Here is a 20,463-nt window from a genome sequence, read left to right as displayed (position 1 = left end):
ACAATTAGAAACGGATGGTTTTCAGGGCTTTCTTTTTACGGATGTATTCCTGGATGATTTTTTTGGCATCGCGGTTATTATCCATCGGTATCAGTATATTCTTCAGAATATCTATCTGCGTTACCTGATAGTTCAGGTTAAAAAATGCGTAGCCTTTGTATATGCCGTTTTCTATAAGCACCGCACTGCGTTCGTCAATAGTACGGCCGCGGTCTATAATAATAAGGCTCTGGTTAAAGAAGCTGTTCATTTTAATGAATTCTTCTACACGGGTATTGTATTCTGCCGGGGCTTCCTGTTTTATACAGGCACCGTTGCAGCCGCCCATACCATAAGGAAAACAAGCTTCCTTAACCGAAGGGTCCATGCCGTTAACCTTTTGGCACAGTTTATACTTTTCAGTAATACGGTATAACGCGCTTTTAGCCTCCACACTTCCGGTAAAAGAAATGATTTCCTTTTTACGGCCATCGGTTTTAAGCAGCTTTAGGGCAATGTAGCCATCAGCGTTCTTTTCGGCGTATAACGAAACAGGGTAAACTGTTTTTTTCTGTGCGCGGTTTAGTATGGGTTTGTTAACCTTTATTTCCTGGCATTCCTTTAGCAGGGCTATAAGCTCACTTCCGGTTTCCTCATAGGTTACGGTAAAGGCGTCGCGCTGTATGCGTTTCGACTTTCGGGATGTACCTGTAAAATGCTGGTTAACGCGTTTTTTTATATTGCGGCTTTTGCCAATGTATATTAGCGTACCGTCTTCTTTATAAATGTAATAGATGCCGGTAATAGAAGGTAATCCTTCCAGCATATCCAGCAATCGTGGCGAAATACCTTTTTGTCCCTCCGTTTTTATAAGGCTGCGAACAATTTCTTTTTCGGTGTCTTTTTGCAGCAGCAGCTTAAAAAGCTGTACGGTAGCCATGGCATCGCCGGTGGCACGGTGCCTGTCTGTAATAGGAATACCCAGAGAGCGCACCAGTTTACCCAGGCTGTGCGACGGTTGTTCGGGTAGTAATTTCTGGCTGAGTTCTACAGTACAAAGGGTTTGTTTCTCAAAATCATACCCCAGGTTTTTAAACTCGGTACGCAGTACACGGTAGTCAAACTGGGCGTTATGGGCTACAAGGATGCAGCCTTCGGTTATTTCTATAATACGCTTTGCTACTTCATAGAACTTTGGGGCGCTGCGAAGCATGGCATTGTTTATGCCGGTAAGCTTTACCACAAAGGGTTGTATGGGTTTTTCCGGGTTTACAAGGCTTATGAACTGGTCTACAACTTCATGGCCATCATATTTGTATATGGCTATTTCGGTTATTCCTTCTTCGTTAAACTGCCCTCCGGTAGTTTCTATGTCGAGTATTGCGTACAAAAAAAAATATTTCAGTTTTAAGGTCAATTGTTACCCTTTCGGTAAGGGGTTATATGCAAATGTACAAAATTATCTGCTCCCAAATATACTGCTGCCTATACGTACCATAGTGCTGCCACATGCTATGGCTATTTTGTAATCACCACTCATGCCCATAGATAACGTTTCAGGTTTAAAGTTTAAAGTTTTTTCTGAAAGTTCTGACTGTTTGAGTTTGTCAAAAATGTTTTTCAGGTGGGTAAACTCCTTTTTAATCTGGGTTTCATCCTCAGTAAATGTAGCCATACCCATAAGGCCGGTTACACAAATATTTTGCATTTGTTTAAACTCATCCGAAGTCAATACTGTTGTTAGCTCCGCTTCATCCATACCGAATTTTGTTTCTTCTTCGGCTATGTGTACCTGAAGCAGGCAATTAATAGTTTTGCGGTAGCGCGCTGCCTGACGGTTAATTTCGGTAAGCAGTTTAAGGCTGTCTACACCATGTATAAGCGATACGTAGGGTGCCATGTACTTTACCTTATTGGTTTGTACGTGGCCTATCATGTGCCATTGTATATCTCTGGGCATTTGTTCCCATTTTTCGGTCATTTCCTGTATTTTGTTCTCGCCAAAAATACGTTGCCCCGCATTGTAGGCTTCCATAAGGTCAGCTACAGGCTTGGTTTTACTTACCGCTACAAGGGTAACGTGGGGCGGGAGGGAACTTTTTATATCGTTAAGGTTACTTGCTATTGACATTTTATTAGTTTACTGTGATAGTTCTTGCAAAGGTACAATACTTACGAATAATCAAATTAACAAATCCGCGAATCCACAAATAACCTACAATTCATACACCACTAATCCGCTACGTAATTTTGGTTCTATATACGTGCTTTTTGGAGGCATAATCTGGTTGTTGTCTGCCAGTGCCTTTATTTCTTCTATAGATGCCGGGAAGAGGGTAAAGCCTACTGCAAACAGGCCTTCGTCTACCAGTTCTTTAATTGCTGTAATGGACTTTGTGCCGGGCAGGTATTCTATACGGCTATCGTTGCGCAAATCTTCTATACCCAGTAACGGTTGAAGTACCTTGGTGTACAATATCTGTGCGTCAAGGGCTTCATGCGTGTCTTTAAAAGATGTTTCTTTTAATGTGAGCGAATAAAACTCCCCTTGCAGGTACATGCCGAATTCAAACTTTTTAGAAGGTTTCCATAGTTCCAAATGGCGATTCTCTATATCAAAATCATCGCTTAGTAATGATAGGAAATCTGCTGTACTGTGTCCGTTAAGATCCTGAACCAAACGGTTAAACTCGTATATCTTCAGGTCTTTTTCCGCTATCAGGAAACTCATAAAATAATCCAGGTTGGCATTGCCTCCTGATTTAAATTCTTCATACAGCATTTCTGCTGAAGCACTGCGGTGGTGCCCGTCGGCTATGTACAGGCTGGGCATATTGGCAAACTGTGCCTGAAGCCACTGTATCTCGCTTTCGTCTTTTATACGCCACAGCGTATGTTTATCGCGGTTGAGTGATGAAAATAAATATAGCGGACGCTTTTGCTTGCGCGCAGTTATCCATTGCTCCAGGTCGTTATTTTCGGGGTAGGTAATTAAAACCGGTTCGGTATTAAAGCCTGTAAGGTGCAGATAATCCTTAAAGTAAGATACCCTGTAGGGCAGGGTGTCCTCATGCTTTTTTATAATGTTCTTTTGGTAATCTGCTATAGAAGTACCTGCCACAATACCCGTATAGGTGGTGTTTTTGCTCTGTATTTCATAGAGATAAAAAACGGCATTGCTTTCCTGTCGCAGTATTTCTTCCTCCTTAAAATCATTGTACTTATTGTGTACCGACCTGAAGCGTACGTTTTCCGACAGTTTTTGCTGGTTTATATACGCAGGGTTAAGCACATGCAGGAACGAAAATGGATTGTAATCCAGTTGTGAAGCCAGCTCGGCAGGACTGTATTCGTCATACGAACGGCAGGTAACAAGACTTACTTTGTCGCGCGAGGGGCGAACCGCTTTAAAAGGTACTATTGTAGCCAAGGATTTTTTGTTTCAGGTTTAAAGTTTCAGGTTTTGGAACGCGGACTCAGACAGGCTCAGGCTAACAGGAGTGAATTTTTACAGATTTTAGTCCATCATTGCAAAAAAAAGAAGATTGCTTCGTAGTTCTTTCTCGCAATGACGGACTGAAAACTGTGACTGAGACTGTAAACTACTTTTTATACGCTACTTTTTCAGCTTTTTTGCTTTCGCTGTAGTCATAAAAACCTTCGCCTGATTTTACGCCGAGCTTACCGGCACGTACCATGTTTACTAATAGTGGGCATGGTGCGTATTTAGGATTTTTAAAGCCGTCGTACATTACGTTAAGTATACTTAGGCATACATCAAGGCCTATAAAGTCGGCCAGTTGCAGCGGACCCATAGGGTGAGCCATGCCCAGTTTCATTACCGTATCTATTTCATAAACGCCCGCCACACCGTTATACAGGGTTTCTATGGCTTCGTTTATCATGGGCATAAGTATGCGGTTTGCCACAAAGCCCGGGTAGTCGTTAACCTCTACAGGTACTTTGCCCAGCTTTTCAGACAGTTCCATTATGGCTTTGGTAACCGCATCTGAGGTGTTGTAGCCACGAATGATTTCTACCAGTTTCATAATAGGCACCGGGTTCATAAAGTGCATGCCTATTACCTTGTCCTGCCTTGAAGGAGCTGTAACCGCAGCAATCTGAGTTATAGAAATAGAAGAAGTATTGGTGGCCAATACTGTTTCGGCTGCACAATACTTGTCCAAATCTTTAAATATTTTCAGTTTCAGGTCTACATTTTCAGTAGCAGCCTCTACCACAAGGTCTACATTTACCACACCGTCTTCAATATCGGTATAGGTAATAATGTTGCCTATGGTTTTAAACTTGTCTTCATCGGTTATGGTACCTTTGGCTACCATCCTGTCCAGGTTAGCGGCAATGGTATTAATACCTTTTTCAAGCGCTTTTTCCGAAACGTCTATCAGCTTTACACTGAAGCCGCTCTGGGCAAATACGTGGGCTATTCCGTTGCCCATGGTGCCTGCGCCTATTACTGCAATGTTTTTCATTTGGTTATCCTCCTGTTTAATTAGAGGTTGCTGCCGGAGGCGCAGTGATTTGGGTTATAGTAAAATTTGTTTACTTATTAAAGCACTCAATAATCTTATAGGCTACCCTTAACGCCTCGGTACCGTCTTTAAGCGTTACTACGGGCTCAGTACCGTTGTTTATAGCATCGGCAAAGGTTTCCAGTTCGTCAAGTATTGCGTTGTTTGCCTCAATTTCAGGGTTTTCAAAATAAATCTGCTTTTTAAGCCCTTCAGCATTTTGAAGTATAATATCAAAATCGCCCGGAGTTTCAGGGGCATCTTTCATTTTTACGACTTCGCAGGTTTTATCCAGGAAATCTACAGATATATAAGCATCCCTCTGGAAGAAACGGCTCTTGCGCATGTTTTTAAGCGAAATGCGGCTTGCGGTAAGGTTAGCTACACAACCGTTTTCAAACTCTATACGGGCATTGGCAATATCCGGCGTTTCGCTGATTACCGATACGCCGCTGGCACTAATGGCTTTTACCGGCGATTTTACCACGCTTAGTATAACGTCTATATCGTGTATCATTAAATCCAATACTACAGGAACATCTGTGCCACGAGGGTTAAACTCGGCCAGGCGGTGTGTTTCTATAAACATGGGGGTTTCTATTTTGCTGCGGGTAGCTATAAAGGCAGGGTTAAAACGCTCTACGTGACCTACCTGTCCTTTTACATTGTATTGATTTGCCAGTGCAATGATTTCATCGGCTTCCTCAATGGTATTAGCTATGGGTTTTTCTATAAAAATATGTTTCCCTGCAGAAATTGCCTCTTTGGCACAATCAAAATGCGACAGGGTAGGAGTTACTATATCCACCACGTCTACAGCATTAATAAGCTCTGTTATGGTGTTAAATTTTGTATAGCCAAATTCTTTTGAAACTTTATCAGCATTATCGCTGTTCGGGTCAAAGAAACCCACAAGTTCGTATTTATCAGACTGGTTTAGCAAGCGCAGGTGAATTTTCCCCAGGTGGCCTGCGCCTAAAACGCCAACTTTTAGCATAGGTGTTATTATTTTAAACAAAAGTAAGATTATTTAATCCGAATTTCCAAAAAAACGAAATGTTTTACAGCTGTTTTATTCAATAAAAAGTACTATTTTACGTTTAATATTTGTTTTGGAAATTATCGCTTTTGTTTGCTATTTTTACAAAAATTAACAGCTTTTAAGATTGAAAGATACCGCCAAACATCAGGGATTACGTAACCAACTTGTAAGTGTACTGGAACAGAAAGGAATTACTGACAGGAACGTATTGGATGCTATTAAAAAAATTCCGCGCCACTTGTTTTTAAACTCCAGTTTTGAAGATTATGCCTACCAGGATAAGGCGTTTCCTATAGGTGCAGGGCAAACCATATCGCAGCCTTACACCGTGGCGTACCAAAGTCAGCTGCTGCAGGTACAAAGGGGACACAAAGTATTAGAAATAGGTACAGGCAGCGGTTATCAAACGGCCGTGTTGTTTGCTATGGGGGCTGCTGTGTATAGTGTAGAGCGCCAAAGCGAGTTGTTTAAATCTACTTCGGTATTACTGCCTAAACTGGGTGTGCGCCCTAAGCACCTTTCTTTTGGCGATGGTTATAAAGGACTGCCAAATTTTGCTCCGTTTGACAGTATTATTGTTACTGCGGGTGCGCCCATGATACCCAAACCACTTATGGCCCAGCTAAAAATAGGTGGCAGGCTGGTAATTCCGGTAGGCGGAGAGAATGAAGTGCAAATGATGAACCTTTTAATACGTATAGACGAAACCCGTTTTGAAAAGCACGAATTGGGCGAGTTTCGTTTTGTGCCTTTGCTGGAAAATAAAAACTAACAACCATTATTAATTATGAAAAAAATACTTTTAGCATTACTGCTGGTAGCAAGTATTGCACAAGCACAAACCAGCCAGGATAAAGTGTGGGACTTGTTGCTGAAAAATAAGCGTGAAGATGCCCGTAAGCTTTTTGATAAAGACCTTAAGAAAAAGAAAGATACCAGTGCAGAGCTTGTACTGCTCGATGCTATTATTGATGTAGAGCTGGGGCAGTCGTCTTTTAACAGTGATTTTTTTAAAACCTTTTCTAAATTTCCTGAAAGTAAAGATCTCCTGTACCCTGTGTGGTATTGGCCTTTTGGGGTGAGTAATGTAAATGCAGGTGGCTATGATGATTATGCTTATGAAAAGGTAGATTTTGTAGCCGGTACTGAGGCATATAAAAATGACTTGTTTGTACTGTACAACAAGGCTATTTTTGACCGCAGGCGCCGTAATTATGAAGGATTCTCTGCTAATATAGCCAAGCTTGGTGCCATAGAAAAGTGGCAGTTTTGCGGTGTTTTTGAAAATTTAAACGGCAGTGGCCTTGAAACAGAGTATGAGCCGGAAACGTATGCTAAAAACGACAAAACCTTTAATGCTAACAGTAACGGTATTATAAACTGGTACAACCCTGCCATACCACAAAAAGAAGGTTATCATTTTTATTCAAATGAAAATGAGTATGGTAACGGAATTATCTATGCCCAAACTTTTATTAACAGCCCCGATGATAAAATTGTGGTACTGAACTTTTCGGCAAGCGGCCCGTTAAAGATATTTGTAAACGATGTAGAGGTGTATGTAAATGACAAAATAGAATCGGCCGACCTTAATGCATACAAACTAAAGTTTAACCTTAAAAAAGGTACTAACAGGCTGTTGCTTAAATCATCTGTAAATGGTGGAAACGATTACTTTTTTGCTTCGATAAAAGATGTTAATGGTAATGTGGTAAGCGGTTTAGAATATTTTGATACGTATAAACCGTATACAAAAAGCGCTTCAGCCGATTTAAATGCTGAAGAGGTACTGCCTGATTTTGAGTCGTATCTTATAAAGAAATGCAAAGAACAACCGAATAATCCTCTGTATGCCATTTTACTTTTTAATACCTTAACAGATAACCATAAAGATGAACAGGCATTTGAGGCTTTAGAGAAACTGTCTGAGAAGTACCCGGCAAGTTCTTTTCTTAATACGCTTCTTATTTCGCATTATACGCACACCGATGACGAAAACAAGGTAGAAGAGCTTAAAAAGAACATGATGCGCGATGATGAAAATTATTATTACAGCATTGTGTCAAAATTTGATGATGGTAATTTTCTTGAAGAGTCTAATCTTACAGAGCTTGAAAAGTATAAGGCAAAAGCGGCTAAACTGCTTACGCCAAACTACGCCATGCTGTTTGACTACATTATAGCACTAAGAAATTCTGATATCGACCTTTCGTTTAAAAAGCTGGATGAGTTTTTAGCTGTTACCCATAACAATGAAACTTTTATTACCACATTTGCAGGGTTGTATACCACAATGAAAAACGACAAGGACAAAACGCTTTCTATTTATGAGAAACTGGCAGAAAAGCGTGATAGTCAGGATTTAACGGGTAAACTTATTGCCTGTTATAATGATATGCACCGAAAAGATGATGTAAAAAAGCTTGTAAATGAGCGCATAGAGCATTATCCTTATTTTAACAGCATGTATAGTTCTGCGATAACCCTGGCTAATAACGATAATAATTATGAGGAAGCACTTAAATACAGTAATACCGGGCTGAAGAATTTCCCGTATTCATTCGAATTACTTGAAGAAAAGGGTAGGAGCTATAATTCGCTGAAGAACACCAAGGATGCCGAAAAGTATTTTAGGGAAGCACTGGTTCATCATTCAGGCAACAATGATTTAAGAAAAACACTTTACGATATTACTAAAGTTCCTGATGAACTGGAAGAAGTGGTAACTAAAGATGTATACACGCTTATAAAACAGCGCAGGAACTCGAAAATGGCTTCTAATTATGGCCTAAACATTCTGTTAGATGAGTACATAGTAAACATATTGCCTGAAGGAGGCCGCAAAACCAAAATTACTTACGTATATGAAGTAGTTGCAGAAAATGGTGTAGAAGGCCTTAAGGAATATGAAATAAACGGAAACAACTTAAATGTTATTAAAGCTGAAATAGTAAAACCCGATGGCAGCCTTGTACCCGGTGAACAAAACTATGGTACGGTAGTGTTTACAAATCTTAAGGTGGGCGATGTGGTTCATGTATGCTATGAAACTACTGATAACAGTTACGGGCGTTTTTACAGGGATTTTACGCTTGATTATTATTTTAACAGTGTATACCCGTCTAAGCAAACTATTTTTGGTATCATTTATCCTGAAGGAATTTCGTTTGCAAACAATATCACAAACGGAACAATTCCGTCTAAAACCAGGAAAATAAAAGATCGTACGTATATCTACTGGGAAAAGAAGGATACACCGGCTATACCGCTTTTAGAGGATTTTGCACCAAATTACAACGATTTGATATGTAAGTTGGCGGTAAGTTCTATAAAATCATGGTCAGAAATCTCTAACTGGTATGCAGACCTGGTGAAAAAGAACATCAAGATGGATAACATTGCGATAAAAACCTACAACGAAATTTTCCCTAAAGGAACAGACGGACTTAAGCAGGAAGAAATAGCCTACAGGATATATAAGTACATTGAGGAAAATATTACCTACAGTTCGCTTGACTTCAGGCAGAGTGGTTATGTGCCGCAAAAACCGTCTAAAACCATTACAACTAAGCTGGGCGACTGTAAAGACGTATCAACATTGTTTGTGGCAATGGCAGAGCGTGCCGGCCTTAAAGCAAACCTTGTACTGGTACAAACAAATGATAACGGTATACAATCGCTTAAGCTGCCGTCTATTTCATTTAATCACTGTATTGTAAAAGTAATTATAGACGGAAAAGAGCACTTTTTAGAAATGACCGATAAGTACCTGCCGTTTAAAGCGCTGCCTACAAGCCTGTATAAAGCCAATGCACTGGTAATTTCTTTTGATAAAGCAGAGAACGAAAAATCAACGCTTATTAATATTCCGTTTACTAATGCTTTGCCTACAGCTGTTTCTACAGTAAGTACAATTAACATTGATGAGAACAGTAAGAAGTTTGACAATATACATACTGTAACAGGAGCTTACAAAGCGTATTATAACGAACTGTTTAGCGAGTCTACTACAGCCGATGTAAGAAAAAAGGAATTTGAAGACGACTTTAATGACAAGCTGAGCAAGGTAGTGGTGTTTGAAGATGCCAAGCTTTTAAATAACGATCGTTTTTTGCCTGAAATAAAGTACGAAACCAAGTTTTCAGTATCAGAAAAGCTGCAGTCAGTAGGTAGCCTTAAAATTTTTGAGGTTCCTTATGTAGACCGTATTTATACCAAGGCTATTATTAATACTGAAAAGCGTAACTACGATATTAACTATTCATCTTACGAGAATATAAACCACTATAACAGCGAAGTGATAGTGAACATACCCGAAGGCAAAAAGTTTATGGAGGTACCGCAAAACCATACCTTTGCTTTTAAAGGGCACAAATACAGCCTTACCTACGAGCAGATTGCCCCAAATAAACTAAAAGTGGTACGCGATGTAGATATCTCATGGGATAATGTAAGCACAGCAGATTATGCAGCTTACAAAAAATATGTAGAAGACGTTATTGCAGCCGAAGAAGAAATCATCGGGTTTAAATAATAATATCTCATAATGCTTATGAAATGAAAATGGTCAGAAGAAATTCTGACCATTTTTTTATATATTTGATTGATTACAAATAGTTTGAAAATCAATTAAGCCTCAGGTTATGAAAAAAGTCATTGTGTTATTAGTTGTCTCTGCTTTTGTTTCTGTTTCATGTTCTACTGAAGAAACTGCAATAAGTACAAATAAAACTCTGATTGTTCCTAAACTCCCTACTTCGCATTATGTAAATATGTGGAAAGGCTTTGATAAGAAAAATAAATAACCTCAAGGAAGCTTATTTCAATATATGCTCGCTAAGCACTTTATACACTTCGTTAATGTTATTATCGCGCCCAAAGTGTTTTGATATAGGCTGCGCCTCTCCGCGTATCCATATTTTTAGTTCGGCATCCAGGTCCAGCATACCGGCACTCTCTTTACTAAATTTAATAATGCTGCCATAGGGTATAGTAAGGTACTGCACCTTGCTGCCTGTAAGCCCTTGTTTGTCTACCAGTATAAGGCGCTTGTTTGTAAAAACAAACATATCCCTTACCAGTTTGTAGCCTTTTTCTATTATTTCGCCGCTTACGAGTACCGGCCCAAATTCTTCATTCAGTTTCTCCATGCTCACTTCGCTGGCATGACCCATAATTGCATTAAATAATCCCATAACTGTTTATTTTTGAAGGTTAAATTAGTTGATTTAAATTTTAGTATGGTTAATAGCCATGCTAAAAATAATATAAAATTAGCGCTAAGCCGGTATTATGGATTAAAAAAATAAATACGTACCTTACAAATCCAATTTTACTAACCAACTATGCTGATAAAAGTTTACGGCAGTGCCGTATTTGGTGTAGAAGCCACTACCATAACCGTTGAGGTAAATATAGATAAAGGTGTAGGTTATCATCTGGTGGGCTTGCCCGATAATGCTGTTAAAGAAAGCAGCTACCGTATAGCAGCCGCATTAAAAAACAATGGCTACAGCCTGCCCGGAAAAAAGATAACCATAAACATGGCTCCGGCCGATTTACGAAAAGAAGGCTCGGCGTACGACCTTACACTTGCCGTAGGAATATTGGCTGCTTCAGGGCAGATAAAATCTGATGAGGTAGACAAGTATATTATTATGGGCGAATTATCATTAGACGGTTCGCTACAGCCCATTAAAGGCGTGCTTCCCATTGCTATAAAGGCAAAAGAGGAGGGCTTTAAAGGTTTTTTCCTGCCGAAGCAAAACGTAAAGGAAGCTGCCATAGTTACCGGTATTGATGTATACGGACTGGAAAACGTATCTGAGATTATCGATTTTTTTGAAGGACGTAGTACACTTGAACCTACGGTGGTAAATACCCGTGAGGAATTTTATAAAACACTCGACTTCCCTGAGTTTGATTTTGCCGACGTAAAAGGGCAGGAGAGTATAAAGCGCTGTATGGAAATAGCCGCCGCAGGCGGGCATAACATTATACTTATAGGGCCGCCGGGCGCTGGTAAAACTATGCTGGCAAAGCGCCTGCCCAGTATACTGCCACCCATGACCCTGCGAGAAGCACTTGAAACCACTAAGATACACAGTGTGGCCGGTAAAATAAAAAATGTGGGCCTTATGAACCAGCGCCCTTTCCGCAGCCCGCACCATTCGGCAAGTAGCGTTTCCCTTGTAGGAGGTGGAAGCTTTCCGCAACCGGGAGAAATTAGCCTTGCCCATAATGGGGTATTATTTCTGGATGAATTGCCCGAGTTTAAACGCGAAGTGCTTGAGGTAATGCGCCAGCCCCTGGAAGACCGTGAGGTAACTATTAGCCGTGCCAGGTTTACCATAACGTATCCGTCCAGCTTTATGCTGGTGGCAAGTATGAACCCGAGTCCCGGAGGATATTTTAACGACCCGGACGCTCCTGTGAGTTCATCGCCTCATGAAATGCAACGCTACCTGAGTAAAATTTCGGGTCCGTTGCTCGATCGTATCGATATACACATAGAGGTGACGCCGGTTCCGTTTGAAAAGCTTAGCGATAACCGCAAAGCCGAAAGCAGTGCTGAAATCAGGAAACGAGTAACTACTGCCAGGGAAATACAAACGCAGCGTTTTGAACAATATGAAAATGTACATTATAACGCCCAGATGGGCACAAGGCTGATAAGGGAATATTGTGTGCTGAATGATGCTTCATTACAGTTATTAAAAACGGCTATGGAGCGTTTAAATCTTTCTGCACGAGCGTATGATCGTATACTTAAGGTAGCACGTACAATAGCAGACCTGGAAGGCAGCGAGCAGGTAGCATCGCATCATATTAGTGAGGCCATACAGTACCGCAGCCTTGACAGGGACGGATGGTTAGGATAGTCTTAAAGCAGTATTGATAACGCGTATATTTAATTAAAATTTAAATTTATTATTACCCGGATTTGATTAGTTTAGCGGTTTTTGCCGTATAGGAGTTTTTCCAGTTTGAATAAATAGATACAGGTTCATATTATGAAAATTAAACAACTGCTTCTTGCAGTAGCACCTTTTAAATATGTTATTAAGGGATTTGATTATCTCAAAGACCCCTATTATGTAGATGTACAGAAACTAAATCGTAAAGAAACATCTAAAAGCCCGGTAAGGACTGAAATAATTAACTACCTGTTATCCGGTAAAGGTGATAAAACCTGTTATCTGGAAATAGGGGTAAGAAACCCCGAGAAAAATTTTAATCATATAAAAGCCTCAGAAAAGTACAGTGTAGATCCGGGAGTAGAGTTTAAGGAAAATCCGGTAGATTTTAAGATGACCAGCGATGCTTTCTTTGAAAAACTGTCGGCAAACGAAATCCTTAACAACAACATTAAGTTTGATGTTATTTTTATTGACGGCCTTCACCTGGCCGACCAGGTAGACCGCGATATAATTAACGCTTTACAGTACATTAAAGACGATGGCTTTATAGTACTGCACGACTGTAATCCGCCTACAGAGTTTCACGCGCGCGAACGTTATGGGTATTACTTTACGCCTGCCAATGGTTTCTGGAACGGTACCACATGGAAAGCCTTCTTAAAATGGCGTTTTAACCCTACAGTTTATTCCTGCTGCGTAGATACCGACTGGGGTGTGGGTATACTTTCTAAAACCGTGAATATTGGTGAAAGTATTACACCGGTTAACCCGTTTTTTGAGTTTACAGAATTCGACCAAAACAGGAAAGCGTACATGAACCTTATTTCTTTTGATAAACTTAAAGAGATTGTAGGGTAAGGGATAAATACCACACATTTGTTAAAATGAAAATGAAGTAGATATTTCTGCCTATTTTTACTGCTCTTAAAAAACAACAATGCTTAAACAAGAACTTGAAACACTATTTGCAGCCATGCCGCAACTGGTTAAAGATAAACTACAGCCGGTAATGATAAACTTACTGGAACGCGCCGCCGACCTTGATACAGAAGAGGATAAAACCACCGATTATTATGCCGATGAGCATGAGGATATTATGAAGGAAGTGCATAAAGTAAAGTACATTAACGACCAATGGCAGATAATGAATGCCAGGAAAAATAACTAATATGCTTACCTGGGAAGAATTTGATAAAACAGAAATGCGTGTAGGGACAATTGTTGAAGTAAATGATTTTCCGAATGCGCGCAAGCCTGCTTTTCAGCTTACTATTGATTTTGGTGAAACGATAGGTATACTGAAATCATCTGCGCAAATAACAAAACGCTACACTAAAGAAGCACTTACCGGCCGCCAGATTGTAGCGGTAGTAAATTTCCCCAAGAAGCAGATAGCTAATTTTATGAGCGAGTGCCTGGTACTGGGCGCTGTAGGGCAGGAGGGAGATGTAATACTGCTTGCCCCTGATTTTAAAGTGGAAAATGGCCTGCGTATAGGCTAACTAAAAATAGTATTACATGAAAAAAGCCGCAGTATCTATTGATATTACGGCTTTTAGAAAAGTAACAATATATATAACCTAAGCGGTAACTGCAACCGGTTCAAAATCTAAAATAACCTGGTTGCGGATGATGTCTTCAAAACTTTCGCGTTGCCTTATTAAGTGGCCTTTGCCTTCATACCACAAAACTTCTGCCGGGCGCACCCTTGAGTTGTAGTTGCTGGACATAGAGAAACAATAAGCTCCGGCATTACGGAAACAAAGCAGGTCGCCTTCCTTAATTTCAGGGATACGACGGTTGCTTGCAAACGTGTCGGTTTCACAAATATAACCAACTATACTGTAAAAACGCTCTTTTCCTTTAGGATTTGAAATATTTTCTATCTGGTGGTAAGAACCATACAGCATAGGGCGTATAAGGTGGTTAAAACCTGTGTCTATACCTGCAAATACTGTAGAGGTAGTTTGTTTTACCACGTTTACTTTTGCAATAAAATAACCGGCCTCGCTAACAAGGAATTTTCCGGGCTCAAAACATAGGGTAAGTTCGCGGCCATACTCGGCACAGAAGCTATTAAATCTTTTGCTTAGTTTTTTGCCAAGCTCCTCTATATTCGTTTGAATATCGTCTTTTTTGTACGGTACTTTAAATCCGCTACCAAAGTCTATAAACTCCAGTTCTTTAAAGTTTAGCGCAGTTTCAAACAGTATTTCGGCAGCATACAGGAATACCTCAATATCAAGTATATCCGAACCTGTGTGCATGTGTATACCGTTTATGTGCATGCCTGTATTTTCTACAATACGCAGCAAGTGTGGCATTTGGTGTATAGAAATACCAAATTTACTGTCTATGTGGCCTACAGAAATGTTGCTGTTTCCACCCGCCATTACGTGCGGGTTAATGCGTATACATACCGGGGTGGTAGGGTGTTTTGCACCAAATTGCTCCAGTATAGAAAGGTTGTCTATATTTATTTGTACACCCAGCGCAGCTACTTCTTCTATTTCTTCCATAGAAACGCCGTTAGGAGTATAAATAATTCTTTCAGGGTCGTAGCCGGCAAGTAACCCCAGGCGTACTTCCTGTATAGAAACAGTATCCAGGCCCGAGCCCATTTGTTTCAGTAACTTTAATATAGATATATTGCTAAGTGCCTTTACCGCATAGTTTATACGCAGGCTGTTTACCTTGCTAAATGCTTTTTCCAGTTTCTGGTATTGAGACTGTATTTTTTCCGCATCATATATATATAGCGGGCCTCCAAATTCTTCAGCTAATTGTACTAACTGTTTCGCTTCCATTATTTCATTTATTATAGTACAAAAGTACTTATGTTAATGCGGGCTACCAAGTGATTACAAGAAGATTAACAAAAAATAACAAATTGTTATTTTTGAAACAAAAGTAAATCCATTTAGATGGTTGTATAACCGTTTTTTAAAATCTATTAATAAAAAAGTAGCTGATGAGTAGGGTTTTTTAACAGATTCCTGTTTTGTTAACAGATTTCCGGACATCAATCAAATATAAATTAAAACGACCTAACAATGAAAAAAATATTACTCACCTTCATCTTTATGTTGGTTACATTGCTGTCATATGCGCAGGATGTTACAGCCTACCCGGTACCCAATATTAACCAGTGTGGCTATGAGGTTTTTGACCTTACCCAGCAAAATGCAATAGCTCTGGGCAACCAGGATCCGGTTATTTTTTCGGTTACATACTTTACCAGTGAGGCATCGGCTGCGGCAGGCGCACCGGCTATTACAAACCCTACGTCCTATGTATCGCAGGGGCCTGACCAAACCATTTACCTTAGGGTTACCAATACCGACACTGGTGATTTTGATGTTACCAGCTTCCATATAATTGTGGGATCGGGTCAATCGGTAGGTTTTTTTAACGATGTTACCGTATGTGGTTCTTATACGCCACCCCCGCTTACCGTAGGTGCATATTATACAGGTCCGGGGGGTACAGGTACCCAAATTTTGACAGGTGATATAATTACTACAACAACGTTGGTGTATGTATATTACAATAATGGCACCTGTACCAGTGAGGAGAGCTTTGTGGTAACTGTTGTAACTGAAGACAACCTTCCGCAGGTAGAAGACGTTGTTAGCTGCGGTATTTATACTTTTCCGGTGCCACCTGCGGGTTATGGGTATTTTACTGGGCCCGGAGGTACTGGTCAATTATTTATGGCAGGTACGGCGCTTACCACCAGTGCTACCATATATTTGTTTGATCCTAACATGCCTTGTTCGGAAAATTTAAGCTATACCGTAACCATAAACGGCAGCGGCAGCAGTATAGTGCCGCCAAGCCCGCTTGTGGGATGTGATACTGATAATACCGGCTTTGCTACCTTTAACCTGCTGCAATTACAGTCCGATTTTGAAATGGCAAATCCTACTTACAGCGTTCAGGGCTTTTATACAACCCAGGCCGATGCGCTTGCAGGTGTAAATGCCATTCCTTCGGCAGAGGCGTTTGTTAACTATGTGCCGGGCCAGCAAACCATTTATATTGCAGTGTCATTTGAAGGCTGTTTAGCGCCCGTACCCGTAGAACTGATAACGCTACCGTGCGCGGGTACCACCGCACTTACGGGTACCGTAACTTTAGATGCTAACAGCGACGGTTGCGATGCTGCCGACAGCCCGGCGGCAGGTGTATTAGTATTATGTAATTTTGGTAATTATGTGTTTAATGCCTATACCGATATTAACGGGCAATATACATTTAGCAGCGTTCCGGAAGGAATTGTTACGCTATGGATACAAAACATTAACGGGCAGGCCCTAACGCCAAACCCTACATCGGTTACCCTGAATTTACCGGGCGATGCTATGGTAAATAACTTTTGCTTAAGCGTACCTGCCCCGTATACCGATGTAGCTGTATATATATCGCCATACTCGGCTGCGGTTCCGGGCTTTACGGCTTACTATGCTGTTAGCGTGGTTAATTATGGTACGGTGCCTGCCAGCGGCACACTAAGTTTTTCTTATGATAATACACTGCTAAGCCTTGCTAATGCCGGCGGAGGAGTTGCTACAGGAAATATATTAACCTGGGATTATACTAACCTGGCACCTTACCAGAGTATAATAAAGTATGTTCAATTAAATGTTTTAACCCCGCCAACGGTAATAAGCGGCACCCAGCTTATTTTTAGCGCTTCTGCAACGGCAGAAAATACCGATGTAAATCCCGATAACAACGCTTACCTATATACCCAATACGCCGTAAACTCATTCGACCCGAACGATATTGCGGTTCGCGAAGGCGAATTTATTACCGAAGCACAGGCCGATGGTTTCCTTAACTATACCATACGTTTCCAGAATACCGGTACGGCTAACGCGCAGAATGTACACGTAAACCTGCCGCTTGATGCCAACCTGGACTGGAATACTTTTCAGCCGGTAGCGGGTAGTCACACGTTTGAAACCAGCCGCACCGAGGGTAGCGTAGACTTTATGTTTAACAACATACAACTGCCTTATGAGAGTGCCAATGAGCCGGGGAGCCACGGTTTTGTAAGCTTCAGGATTAAGCCGGTGGCAAATGCCCAAGTAGGGGACAGCATGAGCGAAACTGCCTATATATACTTCGACTTTAATGAGGCTATAGTAACCAATACCGTTACCACTACCATTACCAGCGCAGCTGCTGTGGCAAACAATAAGGATAAAGTATTTACACTGTACCCTAACCCTGCAAGCGACGTGGTAAATATTAACCTTAACGAACAGGCAAATGCTACCGTAAAAGTTACCGATGTTTTAGGTAAAACGGTTATTAAGCCAACAAATACATCGGGTACTTTAGATGTTAGGAACCTTGTAAACGGTGTCTATTTTGTTACTGTTACGGTTAATAATGAATCTTCTGTACAGAAGTTGATAATCAGAAAATAATTCCTTTGATAGAATACTTTAAAATCCCCGAAAGGGGATTTTTTTATTACAGTTAGGGTATTTAACATTTAACATGTTTATAAATTAAATTCAACCAATTTACATTATGAGAAAACTACTACTTAGCCTATTATTGCTTATCGGTATGCATGCATTTGCCCAGGTACAGGCATTTCAGCCAAATGATATTTATACCTGTGTATTACAAGCGGTAGACCTTACACAACAGGAAGCCGTTATTATTGGAGATCAGGATATAACTCAGGTTTATATTTCGGGCTATTATGAAACCGAGGGAGACGCCCAGATGGCAGTTAATGCTATAGGTGATAGCAGTTATTATACACCTATTATGGGAAATGAGGCTCATATATTTGTAAGGGTAAACAGTGCAACAAGCCAGTTTGACTACGCCATTACTTCCTTTTTTGTTTATGCCAGCGCGGCTTCTTATAATCATCCGGATGTATTCAGTTGCGGATCTTATATATTGGAAGCTTTGCCGGAGGGACTTAATTATTACACGCCTTCGTTTGATTGGGGAGTTTATTTACCGGTAGGTACAGAAATTACAAATTCAATTTCAATTAATATTTTTGGTGAATATGAAGGGTGTACTGTAAATGATTATTTTTCAGTATACATGGGTCTGGAAAATTTTATTAGTACCGGAGTGTCTTCATGTAGCTCTTATACTATTCCGGTTATACCTTTCGGTAGTTTTTATACGCTGCCGGGCGGGCCTAATACTCCCGGTAATGTGCAAAGGGTTTCGGGGGATGAAATTACAGAAACAACCCAATTGTATGTATATTATGAATCAAACGGATGTACAGATGAACAGGAATATCTGGTTACTATAGCTGATATGGATGAGATTTTACCGCTGCAATCTTTAGAGGCTTGTCAAACATATCCTGAGTCCGGTTTAGGAGTGTTTAATCTTGAAACGGCCGTAGCAGAATATAATGCTATTAATCCTGAAGGGGCAGTTTTAAGTTTTTATTTTACCGAAGCCAATGCCCAGGCAGGAGTGAATCAAATATACAATATAGCCCAGGTGGTAAATACAGTACCTAATAACCAAACCATTTATTTAAGGTACCAGTATTACCAGAGCTGCTGGGGTACAATGCCTATAGAACTCAATGTTATAGACTGTGGCACGGCGACAGATGAGTTGTACGGTACAATCACATTTGATGATGAAGGCGATGGTTGCGATAGCAATGATATTCCTTTTGCTAATGTACAGGTTGGTTACACCGTTGGGAGTTTTACATTTTATACCTTTACAGATTCTGACGGACAATATAGCTTTGTAGGTGTACCTCCTGGAATGGCTACAGTTTCTGTTGTAGGTGAAGAGTTGTTAACTGATCCTTTATCTGTAGTAGTTAGTATGCCTACGATAGATAATTCTGAAAACAACTTTTGCATTTCATTTGCAGAACAGTTTACCGATGTTACTGCCTTTGCTACATTTGGCCAGGCTGTTCCCGGGTTTAATGCAATTTGCCATGTTTATGTAACAAATAATGGTACCCAAACTGCCAGTGGTACATTGTCGTTTACGTTTAATGATGGTTATCTTACTCCTCTTACTACAAATAATGCTGTACAAAACGGTAATGTACTTACATGGAATTACAGCGATTTATTGCCGTATCAAAACATTTCTTTTACGGTTATTTTTCAGGTAGCACAACCGCCTTTGGTGAATTCTGGTACTCAGCTTACCTACACAGCAATTGCCACTACTACTAATACAGATAGTAATGAAGCCAATAATACTTTTACGGGAGTAAGGACCGTAACAAATTCTTTTGATCCGAACGATATTACGGTAAGCGAGGGTGAATACATTACCGAAGCGCAGGCCGATGGTTATCTGCATTATACCATACGCTTCCAGAATACCGGTACGGCCAATGCACAAATGGTAAAGGTTAGCCTTCCGCTTGATGAGAAGTTGGACTGGAGTACCTTTCAGCCTATAGGAGCGAGCCATACATACCAGGCGAACAGGCAGGAAGGAGCAGTTGAGTTTTTATTTAATGATATTCAGCTTGCTTATGAAAGCGCTGATGAACCAGCCAGTCACGGTTTTGTAAGCTTCAGGATTAAGCCGGTGGCAAATGCCCAAGTAGGGGACAGCATGAGCGAAACTGCTGCTATTTACTTCGACTTTAATGAGGCTATAGTAACCAATACCGTTACCACTACCATTACCAGTGCAGCTGCTGTGGCAAACAATAAGGACAAAGTATTCTCGCTCTATCCTAACCCTGCTTCAGATAGGGTAATCCTCAAGTTGAATGGAGCCGAAGTTGCACAGGTAAAAATTACCGATGTGCTGGGCAAGACATTATATAGCGATTCGGTTCTGGATAATGGTAGTATAAATGTAAGCCAGCTTCCTGCAGGTATTTATATGGTAACCGTACAAAGCGGCAATGCTACCCAAACGGGCAAACTGATAAAGAAATAGTGTTAGTTTTATCGATAGTTTTTAATTTGAAAAGCCGGTTAGTTTTGCTAATCGGCTTTTC

General features: G+C 40.5%; 16 protein-coding genes. 9 read left to right on the top strand and 7 right to left on the bottom strand.

All coding sequences use genetic code 11. The features are described 5' to 3' along the window. Positions 1-4: 4 nt before the first annotated feature. The 5 genes from ACLI1A_RS09740 to ACLI1A_RS09720 form a co-directional block, all read right to left on the bottom strand. Positions 5-1,369 (bottom strand): exonuclease domain-containing protein, encoded by a 1,365-nt coding sequence (locus tag ACLI1A_RS09740; protein ID WP_411408462.1) that lies wholly within the window; start codon positions 1,367-1,369, stop codon positions 5-7. Between the two features lie 69 nt (positions 1,370-1,438). Beyond that, the gene (locus ACLI1A_RS09735; RefSeq protein WP_411408461.1) at positions 1,439-2,110 is read right to left on the bottom strand and encodes a YggS family pyridoxal phosphate-dependent enzyme; all 672 of its coding nucleotides are present in this window, start codon (positions 2,108-2,110) and stop codon (positions 1,439-1,441) included. Positions 2,111-2,194: 84 nt separating this feature from the next. Next, positions 2,195-3,409: a DUF1015 domain-containing protein gene (locus tag ACLI1A_RS09730; RefSeq protein WP_411408460.1), complete on the bottom strand. Its 1,215-nt coding sequence runs from the start codon at positions 3,407-3,409 to the stop codon at positions 2,195-2,197. A 172-nt stretch (positions 3,410-3,581) separates the two neighbouring features. Beyond that, entirely contained in the window at positions 3,582-4,472 is an 891-nt protein-coding gene (locus ACLI1A_RS09725) for a 3-hydroxyacyl-CoA dehydrogenase family protein (RefSeq protein WP_411408459.1), read from the bottom strand. 70 nt (positions 4,473-4,542) lie between these two features. Next, a complete protein-coding gene (locus ACLI1A_RS09720) occupies positions 4,543-5,508 on the bottom strand; it encodes a Gfo/Idh/MocA family protein (RefSeq protein ID WP_411408458.1) in 966 nt (321 codons plus the stop codon). 169 nt (positions 5,509-5,677) lie between these two features. Between ACLI1A_RS09720 and ACLI1A_RS09715 the strand changes: the two genes are divergently transcribed. From ACLI1A_RS09715 to ACLI1A_RS09705, 3 genes are all read left to right on the top strand, one after another. Continuing rightward, complete coding sequence (locus ACLI1A_RS09715; RefSeq protein WP_411408457.1) at positions 5,678-6,325, top strand: protein-L-isoaspartate(D-aspartate) O-methyltransferase; 648 nt, start codon at positions 5,678-5,680, stop codon at positions 6,323-6,325. A gap of 15 nt (positions 6,326-6,340) precedes the next feature. Continuing rightward, the gene (locus tag ACLI1A_RS09710; protein WP_411408456.1) at positions 6,341-10,087 is read left to right on the top strand and encodes a transglutaminase domain-containing protein; all 3,747 of its coding nucleotides are present in this window, start codon (positions 6,341-6,343) and stop codon (positions 10,085-10,087) included. Positions 10,088-10,196: 109 nt separating this feature from the next. Beyond that, complete coding sequence (locus ACLI1A_RS09705) at positions 10,197-10,358, top strand: hypothetical protein (RefSeq protein ID WP_411408455.1); 162 nt, start codon at positions 10,197-10,199, stop codon at positions 10,356-10,358. Positions 10,359-10,370: 12 nt separating this feature from the next. On the opposite strand, the gene ACLI1A_RS09700 is transcribed toward ACLI1A_RS09705, so the two are convergent. Then, positions 10,371-10,748: a PH domain-containing protein gene (locus tag ACLI1A_RS09700; protein WP_411408454.1), complete on the bottom strand. Its 378-nt coding sequence runs from the start codon at positions 10,746-10,748 to the stop codon at positions 10,371-10,373. A 150-nt stretch (positions 10,749-10,898) separates the two neighbouring features. Here ACLI1A_RS09700 and ACLI1A_RS09695 point away from each other — a divergent pair, with 150 nt between their 5' ends. From ACLI1A_RS09695 to ACLI1A_RS09680, 4 genes are all read left to right on the top strand, one after another. Beyond that, entirely contained in the window at positions 10,899-12,434 is a 1,536-nt protein-coding gene (locus ACLI1A_RS09695) for a YifB family Mg chelatase-like AAA ATPase (protein WP_411408453.1), read from the top strand. Between the two features lie 132 nt (positions 12,435-12,566). Further along, the gene (locus tag ACLI1A_RS09690; protein WP_411408452.1) at positions 12,567-13,331 is read left to right on the top strand and encodes a class I SAM-dependent methyltransferase; all 765 of its coding nucleotides are present in this window, start codon (positions 12,567-12,569) and stop codon (positions 13,329-13,331) included. A 79-nt stretch (positions 13,332-13,410) separates the two neighbouring features. Then, the gene (locus tag ACLI1A_RS09685) at positions 13,411-13,641 is read left to right on the top strand and encodes a hypothetical protein (RefSeq protein WP_411408451.1); all 231 of its coding nucleotides are present in this window, start codon (positions 13,411-13,413) and stop codon (positions 13,639-13,641) included. A 1-nt stretch (position 13,642) separates the two neighbouring features. Then, positions 13,643-13,975 carry a tRNA-binding protein gene (locus ACLI1A_RS09680; protein WP_411408450.1) on the top strand — a complete coding sequence of 111 codons (333 nt, stop codon included), beginning with the start codon at positions 13,643-13,645 and terminating at the stop codon, positions 13,973-13,975. Between the two features lie 78 nt (positions 13,976-14,053). Here ACLI1A_RS09680 and lysA read toward each other — a convergent pair whose 3' ends face one another. Continuing rightward, positions 14,054-15,280, bottom strand: a complete 1,227-nt coding sequence (gene lysA / locus ACLI1A_RS09675) for a diaminopimelate decarboxylase (protein WP_411408449.1) — start codon at positions 15,278-15,280, stop codon at positions 14,054-14,056. Between the two features lie 246 nt (positions 15,281-15,526). Between lysA and ACLI1A_RS09670 the strand changes: the two genes are divergently transcribed. After that, the gene (locus tag ACLI1A_RS09670) at positions 15,527-17,911 is read left to right on the top strand and encodes a T9SS type A sorting domain-containing protein (RefSeq protein WP_411408448.1); all 2,385 of its coding nucleotides are present in this window, start codon (positions 15,527-15,529) and stop codon (positions 17,909-17,911) included. 106 nt (positions 17,912-18,017) lie between these two features. Beyond that, positions 18,018-20,402 carry a T9SS type A sorting domain-containing protein gene (locus tag ACLI1A_RS09665; RefSeq protein WP_411408447.1) on the top strand — a complete coding sequence of 795 codons (2,385 nt, stop codon included), beginning with the start codon at positions 18,018-18,020 and terminating at the stop codon, positions 20,400-20,402. The last annotated feature ends 61 nt before the right edge of the window (positions 20,403-20,463 follow it).

Origin of the sequence: Flavobacterium sp. RHBU_3, from assembly GCF_046613565.1 — a bacterium.
Classification (GTDB): Bacteria; Bacteroidota; Bacteroidia; order Flavobacteriales; family Flavobacteriaceae; genus Flavobacterium.
This window is presented reverse-complemented; position numbering and strand designations above follow the sequence as displayed.